Source organism: Barnesiella sp. An22 (assembly GCF_002159975.1).
Taxonomy (GTDB): domain Bacteria; phylum Bacteroidota; class Bacteroidia; order Bacteroidales; family Barnesiellaceae; genus Barnesiella; species Barnesiella merdigallinarum.
In genome coordinates this window covers 1-9064 of record NZ_NFJR01000027.1, presented here as the reverse complement: position 1 = coordinate 9064, position 9064 = coordinate 1, and the positions used below count along the sequence as shown (strand labels likewise).

The 9064-nt window shown below is 42.1% G+C and carries 6 protein-coding genes and 1 pseudogene; 3 read left to right on the top strand and 4 right to left on the bottom strand.

The genetic code is table 11. From position 1 onward, the window contains the following. Nucleotides 1-269: 269 nt before the first annotated feature. Nucleotides 270-590, top strand: coding sequence for a hypothetical protein (locus tag B5F38_RS13745; RefSeq protein ID WP_087409696.1), 321 nt, complete (start codon nt 270-272; stop codon nt 588-590). Next, nucleotides 583-960, top strand: coding sequence for an IS66 family insertion sequence element accessory protein TnpB (tnpB, locus tag B5F38_RS13740; protein WP_162611685.1), 378 nt, complete (start codon nt 583-585; stop codon nt 958-960). Before B5F38_RS13745 ends, tnpB begins: the two co-directional genes overlap by 8 nt. 310 nt (nt 961-1270) lie before the next feature. On the opposite strand, the pseudogene B5F38_RS13735 reads toward tnpB, so the two are convergent. Beyond that, a pseudogene (locus B5F38_RS13735) lies at nt 1271-1408 on the bottom strand (DUF1524 domain-containing protein); the annotation flags it as partial. Then, complete coding sequence (locus tag B5F38_RS13730; RefSeq protein ID WP_255376545.1) at nt 1390-3180, bottom strand: MFS transporter; 1791 nt, start codon at nt 3178-3180, stop codon at nt 1390-1392. The gene B5F38_RS13730 and the pseudogene B5F38_RS13735, both read right to left, overlap by 19 nt. 191 nt (nt 3181-3371) lie before the next feature. Between B5F38_RS13730 and B5F38_RS13725 the strand changes: the two genes are divergently transcribed. Then, on the top strand, nt 3372-4265 hold the full coding sequence (locus B5F38_RS13725; protein ID WP_143240994.1) for an AraC family transcriptional regulator: 894 nt from the start codon (nt 3372-3374) through the stop codon (nt 4263-4265). Nucleotides 4266-5004: 739 nt separating this feature from the next. Here the strand turns inward: B5F38_RS13725 and B5F38_RS13720 are convergent. Next, entirely contained in the window at nt 5005-6915 is a 1911-nt protein-coding gene (locus tag B5F38_RS13720; protein WP_087409693.1) for a 3'-5' exonuclease, read from the bottom strand. Between the two features lie 12 nt (nt 6916-6927). Further along, a partial coding sequence (locus B5F38_RS13715) for a UvrD-helicase domain-containing protein (RefSeq protein WP_143240993.1) occupies nt 6928-9064 on the bottom strand: 2137 nt, incomplete at its 5' end.

The window sequence follows — 9064 nt, the reverse complement described above, 5'->3', positions numbered from 1 at the left end:
CGCCGATGGTACTGCGCAAGTGGGAGAGTAGGTAGCCGCCACCTTAAAAGATGAGCCGGAAGGAAGTCAGAAGAAGACAACCTTCCGGCTCTTTTTTTATGCCCTCCCCAATCCCCCGGAGGGCATGCCGAGTCATCCCGCACCCCCGATGCGCCCACTCGGTCATCCCGCACTTTTTTATAATGTAAGCATTCGGATAAATACACCTTTTACACCTTGAGGTTTGATTGTAGCTTTGCGGCAGCGAATACAATCAAAACTCAATTATTATGAATAGACTGGTATTTGAAGAATTGGAATTGCAGGTACAACAAAGTAGCCTGCCGTTGAAGTCGTACCTGCAACAGATAGGTGTAAGATATTCAACCTATCATTACTGGCATAGAAAATGTTTCGTTGACAGGACCAGTGTCAAGCAGGGGCTGGCTCCCATCAGTTTTAAACAGTCAGTTGAATCTTCTCCTGAAGAACAAGTGCCGCATGGCGTGGCCGTTCTGTTTCCCAACGGTCCTCGTGCTCACTTCGGGAACGGTTCAGAAGAGATACTGATGAAACTGTTCACCCAAAGTCTTCGAGGCGGCCATGTTTAATCAGAACGACACGATGCGCTACTTCCTGTGTCTGGGCAGGACAGATATGCGCAAGGGTATCAGTTCGCTGTACGGAGTGGTATATGAGAAGATGAACAGCGAAGTGAAGAACGGGGTTCTCTTCATCTTCATCGGCTCCAGCCGCAGGCTCATGAAACTGCTTCATGCGGAAGACGGAGGTATGGTGATGTATGTAAAACGCCTGGAAGCAGGTCTAGCAGGTCTCTTCAAACTGCCGGAGTACAATCCCAAATCAAACAGCTATCCCATGGAATGGCGCGACTCGGTGATGATGGTCGAGGGCATTCAGGAGAATCCGCAGCAGAGGCTCCGGCGCCTGAGGGCAGAGCGCAAGGAATATCATGTATAATATGCTTCCGTAGTAAACAAAAGTTTTTCGATGCAGTATGTGTACATCGTTGATTATCAATAGTATAGCACTCTAAAAGGTACAACCAGCAGGTTGGCAAGTATCTGAGAATGTGTAAGTTAGTGATTTTTAGCGCCGTTCTCGGCTTGTACCTCCATTTTAGAAAGTAAAAGTAAGTGTAATTTCTTGAATATCAAAGCCAGTTTTGCGAAAACTCATGAATTTTGAGAATTTTTAGGGTGAAAAGGTACAAAAATAGCTCTGAAACCGAGGGGAATCAGGGCATGGTTTTTATGGCTTTTTACTTGTGTAGAATTAAACTTCCTTTTCTGACCATCTTCTCATAAGATTCCATTTTTGACTCAGGAGAAAGGTTAGAAAATTTTGAGTTCACTCGTCGGGAAATGATATATAAATTCCCAAATGTATCTATCCGTGAGTCTGTACTTTTTCCTGTATCATCCCGATCAAGAGTTTGGCGGTTTCATGGATACCGTAAAGATCAGAATTGATTGTGATGTCGTAGTTCGTTGCATCCTTCCATTGCGTATGCGTAAAATGTTCACAATGGGCAGCACGTTCCCGATTGACGCGTTTCACTTTCTCCAAAGCCTCATTCAGACTCAACTTGTCCCGTGCGGATACCCTTGCCGCCTCGCTCTCCTTTGAAGCATAGACAAAGATACGGATTACATTTGGACGATCTTTCAGTATCAGGTTGGCCAGACGACCGATGATGACACACGAACCCTCTTGTGCAAAATGATTGATGATTCGACGGTCCAGATCAAACAACTGCTCCGCGATGGAGGTGTTGCCGGGAAGTGAATAAGCATACCAGGCATACAAGCGGTAGAGCTCCGATGGAGAAACCCGCTGTTCCTCGTCAGAAACGAGAGAAGAACTGAGGTTGCTTTCGGACACAATCTTTTCAATGATTTGATGGTCGTAACAGGGAATGCCAAACTGTGAGGCAATCTGTTTTCCGATTTCCCGTCCGCCGCATCCATATTCTCGGGCAATGGTTATCATAAGGCCGGCGGATGCAGGCTGTGCAGCATCCGATGCAGCAACGGATGCACTGTGTGATGTATGTTTCAGTTTCCGTCCTGTTGTTATCAGATACAGCCCCGCACAGATAAACTGGATGACGGCCAGCGCCACGTAAAGGCCGCTGAAACCGATGGAGGGAATGAACAATCCCATCAACGACGGACCGAATCCGACGCCCAGGTCCATGAAGGTGAAGAAGGTGGAAGTGCCCACTCCCATCCGATTCTGGGGAGAGAGCATGATGGCTATGGCCTGGGCACACGACATGTAGGTGCCGAATCCCAAGCCCATGCAGGCCGCAACGAGCAAAAGCTCCCATCCGGTGGATGCGATGCTGAGCAATAGCAGTCCAATACCGAAAATGAAAAAGGCCGGATACATTACCACATTGGCGCCCCGCTTGTCAAACAGTCTTCCCGTGAAGGGACGGCTTATCAGTGTAAACGCGGCATAGACGATGAAGAAATATTTCCCGGCTTCGGTCAGTCCGATTTCCTTCTCATAAGATGAAACGAAACCAAGGATTCCGGCAAAGCCCAGGCTGACCAGCAGCGTGATGACGGCAATAGGCAGGGCTTTCGGTTCTATAAAATTCGACAGCCAGCCTTCAGAACCGCTGTCAGCCGTACGGTTGTCCTTTTCGGTCGGCAGTTCGGGAACCGATACGTAGCGCACGCACACGAGAGCTACTACAAGCAACAGGGTACTTATTACCAAGTCGGTAAAAAGATTCCCCTTATAAAAGGCACTTCCGGCATACGGACCTATGGCTGTAGCCAGCGTGACGAACATCGCATAGTAGCTTGTTCCCTCGCCACGTCGGGCAGCCGGTACCATGTGCGCCATGATTGCACCGGTGGTTGTGGAACCGATGCCAAAGCCGATACCTTGTATGATACGCACCGTTGAGAGCAACCAAATGTTCGAAATAAAGAAATTGAGGATCAGGCCGAGAATGAAAATGGCCAATCCCAGATAAGCCGATCGTTTCAATCCAATCCGTTCGATCTGTCCGCCCATAAAAATTCTTGCCAGTAACGCACCGACAATGAAGGAACCGGTGGCGAATCCGGCCATGCTTAAGGACGCTCCAAGCCTGCTGACCGCATAATCGGTCATGATGACCATCAACATATAGTATGACACGTTGATGATGAAACAGGTCATGTTGTTCAAGATATAGCTTCTTGTCCAAAGTTTGTTATATCCATTGCTCATATTTCAAAAATCCTTTCTTAAATCGGATGCAAAGTTACGGCAATTCCCAATCATCACTATATCGACAAAATGCACAAAACAGATAAAATAGCGAACTGTTGTATGGAATATACGAGGTAAAAGGTTATTTTTGCAGGAAAATGGCGAACGATGCTCTATTTTCAACTCTTGCCTGGATGATTGCCGATGGAAAATTTGTTTCTCTCATGGGCAATGAAGTGGCCACAAACCGAAGTTTCAGTTTTGAAAGTGACGAAACCGTCGGTTTTGAGGCTTATGTATTTGTGCTTGTGGAAAGCGGTGAAGCGGCAGTGGAGATAAACTATATCCCCTTCCAACTGAAACAGAATTCCATGCTGATGCTCAAACCTTACATGATTGTCACCGCTTTCAAGGCCGGACCTTCATTTCATGCACGCTATCTGTTTCTTGACAGGATGTTTTTCGCTTCCATCCCGGAAAGTATACAGTTTCACGCCTTGCAGAACAAGATGGTGAACTCCACCGGAATGTCTGAAATAAAACTGGACGCTGCCGAATTTAACGAAGTCTCCACAATCTTTCATTCGATATGCGAATTTATCCCCCATCATCCATCTGTCAAACCGATGATGCTCGCCCTGTTGTCGTATATGTTGTTGATTGTTACGGAGGCTATGAGGAAGAATCTGGAAATGATGACGCTGACTGCCAATCACAAGGATGTCCTGTTCCAGAACTTTCTCCAGCAGTTGTGTCTTCATTATGCAGAACGGCACGACATCGGGTTCTATGCCCAAAATCTGCAGGTATCAGTCCGCTATCTTCAAAAGGTAGTGAAGGACATCACCGGACGGACGGTTTACTCCTATATCAGTGAACGCCTGCGGATACATGCCCGCCGATTGCTGGCGAGTTCGGACATGACCATCGAGCAGATAGCCTTTGTCCTGCACTTTTCCAGTCCCTCGGCCTTTGGCAAGTTTTTCAAGACAAATTGCGGCATGTCGCCCAAGCAGTTCCGGGAACAGGTCAAGGAAGACAGAGTCAAATAGGCCCCAACAGGTACCCATTTGTCTGCATCTCATAAATCCGTATCGCAGGAATTTATATTACATAAAAAAGAGGCTTCCTTTAACAGTAATAATTTGAACAGAAAAAGAAGTTATATTTCTTTTATTGTTCAAATTATTGCTATATTTATAGTATGAATAGACAATTAAGTGAAATAGGAACCATTCCAGTAACAACTTCAATCATTGAATCGTTATATCCGGAACTTAAGTCTGCTGACAGGAAAGTAGCATCAAAATACAGATTTAATGTAGTTTATCAATTCCATATTGTTGCAATTGGGAATTTCTAAACTTTTACCTCCTTTAAATTCATGTTGCAATAAATCATCTGTCAATCGAGAACGATTTGATTCTGCAAGCAATTTGTTCGAGAGGTATAGAGAAGTATAGTATCTCAGAGATATTGCAGATTTATTTGTTTATTTAAGTAAAGTTTCTTTATTTGGAGGTTAATTGTTTCGGAATTTCTCAGATAAGGCTGGCGTGAAGGATTGTAATTGGGCACATGCATACTGTTGTCGCTCCGGACTGCCAGAGGCTGTTCCGTCTTCGATTGATAGAAGAAAGCCATTCGAAGAGGAACATTTGTTTGTCAACTCATTATCTAGATTTATTCTAATATATTATCTGCTATGAATTTATATCAAATTAGTCATCCGATATTTTTGCGATTTTTTGTTAGACTATAATCTTCCCAGGCAAATAGAGATTGACCGAATTAAAGTGTATTAAGATACAGTTTTGTCGGCACATCTGAAAGAGGTGCTCCAATGATGGGAGTAGAATACATAACGTATAAATTGTGCATAGTGCGAGTCATAGCAACGTATAGAGCCTTTCTGGCCTCATTGTCAGATGCGTCAACATACATTGGCAGAATTACTACGTCGAATTGAAGGCCTTTAGCACTATGATATGTCATGATCTTCGGCAGATAGGTCTCAAAATCCAAAGTGTCAACAAATCTGTTTGAATTGTCATTTGTATACTTGAATTCGCAAGGAATATCAGATTCCTGAAGCTTCTGACAGATTTTGATAACTAAATCATTACTTGGAAGTAATATGCCAATAGAACGATTATCAAATATATTCCTCGTGTATTTTTCTATGAGTGTGCGTATAGCCGATATCTGTTCCTCAAATCCGTCTAGATGAACGAAGTGTGGCAGTGCTTTTTCTTTGTTTTGATAGACTCTATCTTCGTATGGATTGACGTGTACGCCAACATAATCTTGTGTAATTTTTGCAATTGGTCTAGGAAGACGATAATTGTTGTATAATAACATTGGTGTTAGTCCTGTCAAAGCAGATATTTCCTCAATGCTAATGGTGTTTTTCCCATATTGTTTGTAGATTGATTGGGCAGAATCGCCGAAGAAAAAATAAGCTTTTCTTGCGGCTTCCATGAATTCAAGAATTTCTTCACGAGTGAAATCCTGAATCTCATCTACGATTATGTAGTCGGCACTCGGTTTTTTAAGTTGCTCTTTCCATCTATAGTGGTGGTAAAATTTATACAGCAGTGTTTTTTCGTTTATCCCATCACGCATAAATGCTGATAACGATTTTGTATATGCAATAAGGATTACGCTTGCACCGGTTCTCGCGACTTGCTCAGCTTTGTGCATGGCAATAACAGATTTCCCACTTCCAGCGCACCCAGAGACCAACATTGATTTGTTGATATTCATCTCAATGAGATCCAGCTGGTCATCGTCCATAGCTTCTTCCTCGACATCCCAAGATGTGGAAGAAAGCTTCAAAATATTAGAAAGTTTTAATTGAGGTTTGACAGGTTTATTGTCCGTCGGTTCTTCCTCTTTCTCTTCAATTTGTTGTGTTGCCTGTATCCCAATAAAGGCGAGTTGCTCATTTAAGTCATTTATGGTTTTTTGCATAGTAGCAATTTTAGCTTCAAGAGCACTGTTCTTTGTCTCAGCTTCCAGTTTTTGCTTCTCGATTTCAAGCTGCATAGCTTGTGCCTCTAAAAGAGAGGCTTCTTTTTTTTCCAATGCTGTAATTAATTCATCAATCTTTTGTTGAAACTCTTCACTTTTGTCTTCTTTGGAAAGATTGAAATCTGCGAGGTTGGACAAAAATGATATGGTTTCTGAAGATAAAATACTGTTGCTCTTGGCAAAGTCAAAATAACTCTTAATAAAGGCTGCGCAACCTATTGCTTGCACAGATATGTCCATAATATTTTTGTCAGTATGATTCCCAAATCCGCTTGCTAGGTCATATAACCTAGCAAATTCACTGGCACAGCTCTCCAATCCTCGACGTAAGCGCTCTTTTTTCTTATCCAGATAAGAAGTGGATATATCTGGATGCTTGTAAAGATATGCCTTGGGTACTAATAAAGGGAAAGCTTTGCCGGAAGGTTTCTTGCTTGAAGAATTGTTTTGGAGTTGATAGATATTTAGTTGGCTTTTTCCGATTGTAATCTCACCGTCAATGATATTATAGGCAATATCTTCATCGCCCACAATGTCCATAATCATCAATTTGGATAACCATTCTATTGACGGACGAATGTTCATAAAAAAACCTCGATAGTCCTTTTGGTTAAAACTCTCTACAGCAGTATTATAATCATGTAATATACCTTCTTTGATTTCATTCATACTCTTAATTTTTTATTTTGCATATCCAGCAAAGTCGACAATGTAAATATAACCGCAGTTTCTAGCATCCAGTGACCAAAATTGTTTAAAATTAGTATTATTTTCTTGGTCAAATTTAACGGTATCATCATATGTCCAAACAAATACTTCATTCACAAACAATCCATTCAAAATTTTTGGTATTGGCTCATTATTGATATCTGAAGTTGTAAGCTTCCTGATTATTTTACTCTTTCTTGATAGCATTCCGATAGTTACACCGTTATGCTTTACACATGCGCTAATTTTACCGTCTTTCCGATGGTATGGTACGATCTCGATGGAATCATTCTTTGCTATCATATTAAGGATGTAGTTATTATTGGGGAACTGTCCTTCAATGGCCAAATAGCTTAAGAAGAACTTATCTATTCCTGGTTTGTCTGTCCAGCCAAGCTTTGCGTCTTGACGAGGAAGTTTTCTCATCTGATCCAATGCGGTTTCACGGGTGAAACGATATACCCAGAGAATCTTCCGTGCTCGAGTGTATGCTACATATTGAAGGCGACGTTCCTCTTCTAATTCTTCAAATTCTTCGTCAGAGAGAGGCGCGTTGAAGTCGATTTCCGAATCGGTTCTCCCATCGAATGGCAGGGAGGCAAAGGAAGGTGCTATGATAACTGCATCGAATTCAAGTCCTTTTACTTTGTGCATGGTGGTCAGAATGATATTCAGTTGTTTTTTGTGGTCAATTCTTTCAGCTTCATATCTATCGTATATCTTGTATATTTGGCCATCATCGGTTTGTGTTGATTCTTTAATGGCTTCTGCCATTTGACCAAATGTGTAATTGTCCTCTTCAGATGAAACAAAATCCAAATAATCGAGAATCATGGTGTATGCAAAATCAAGATAGAATCTATCCCATTTCGGATAACTTAACATGAGCTTCTCAATAAAATTTCGTAACTCTTTTTGCGTTTGTGAGCCGGAAATCGTAATCTCTTTTGATGAATTACTTTGAAGATATGCAAGAACAGCATGAATCTCTCGAACACGGTACAATTCGCATCCGGAAGCTCCTTGAATCCTGATTCTTACATCTGAAATATTCATTTTGCTGACTCTTTCGTATCCTCGGTATACTTCATCATTACTCCTGAAGAAGATAGCGATGTCCTCTATTCTGTTCTGACGGGGCTCGTTGTCAAGGGTAGCTTTTGCTTGCTCAACAAGACCCTGTAGTTCATCGGTCCAGTTTGCAGTACCTTTCTTCCAATTGACAATTTTTACATATTCATATGGTGGTTCGGCTTCCTGTAATTTCTTTGAAGAAATAGGTGTTTCATTGGAATTTTTCAGGAAATTAGAAGCTGCTGCGAGGATTTTGGGGTATGACCTATAATTCGTCCTCATTGTATATTCGTGAGGTGAAAGTTTTGAGGTTAATTGTCTATAATAGTAATCAGGGTTTGTTGATTCCGGAATACCCTCTATCTTTTTATCAAAGCCATAGATACTCTGATTTTTGTCACCAATGGTGAAGAATCTTACTCCAGGATAAATCTGGCGTATTGTAAACATGGCATTGAGTCGGGTTTGGGTGATATCTTGAAACTCGTCAATCATGACAAAGCGAATACCTGGTAGTATTTGTTTAACATCAGCCGGTCGACTGCGCAGTACATCTAGAAAGTATTCTTCCCACTTCTTGATATCGATATTATTCAACGCCTGTCCGCATACAACCTTTGCCAAAGCAGAAAATGTATGGACATGAATCTGGCTAGCAGAACGTCCCAAACCGAGACTCCCAAACAATCTATCCAAACGATTCCTCAGTTCGACTACAACAGCCCTATTGTAGGCAAGAACGAGAATTTCATTGGGGGATACATTTTCCCTATAAATGAGCCGGGCACACCGTAAAGTCAGTATGTGTGTTTTCCCTGAGCCCGGGCCAGCCAAAACATTGATATCTTCATCAGTAGGAGCATCGTAGATTATTCGTTGTTCATCACCTAAGATTTTTTCCTCCTTTATGATGGCTTCATCCTGCAAAGCTGCAATAAATTTACGGTCTTCAGGATTATTCTCATCATAGTAGTTGCTTACCAAGGTGAAGAAGTCGTCAAATGTAACGCACTTGAAATACTCGCTAATGAAATAG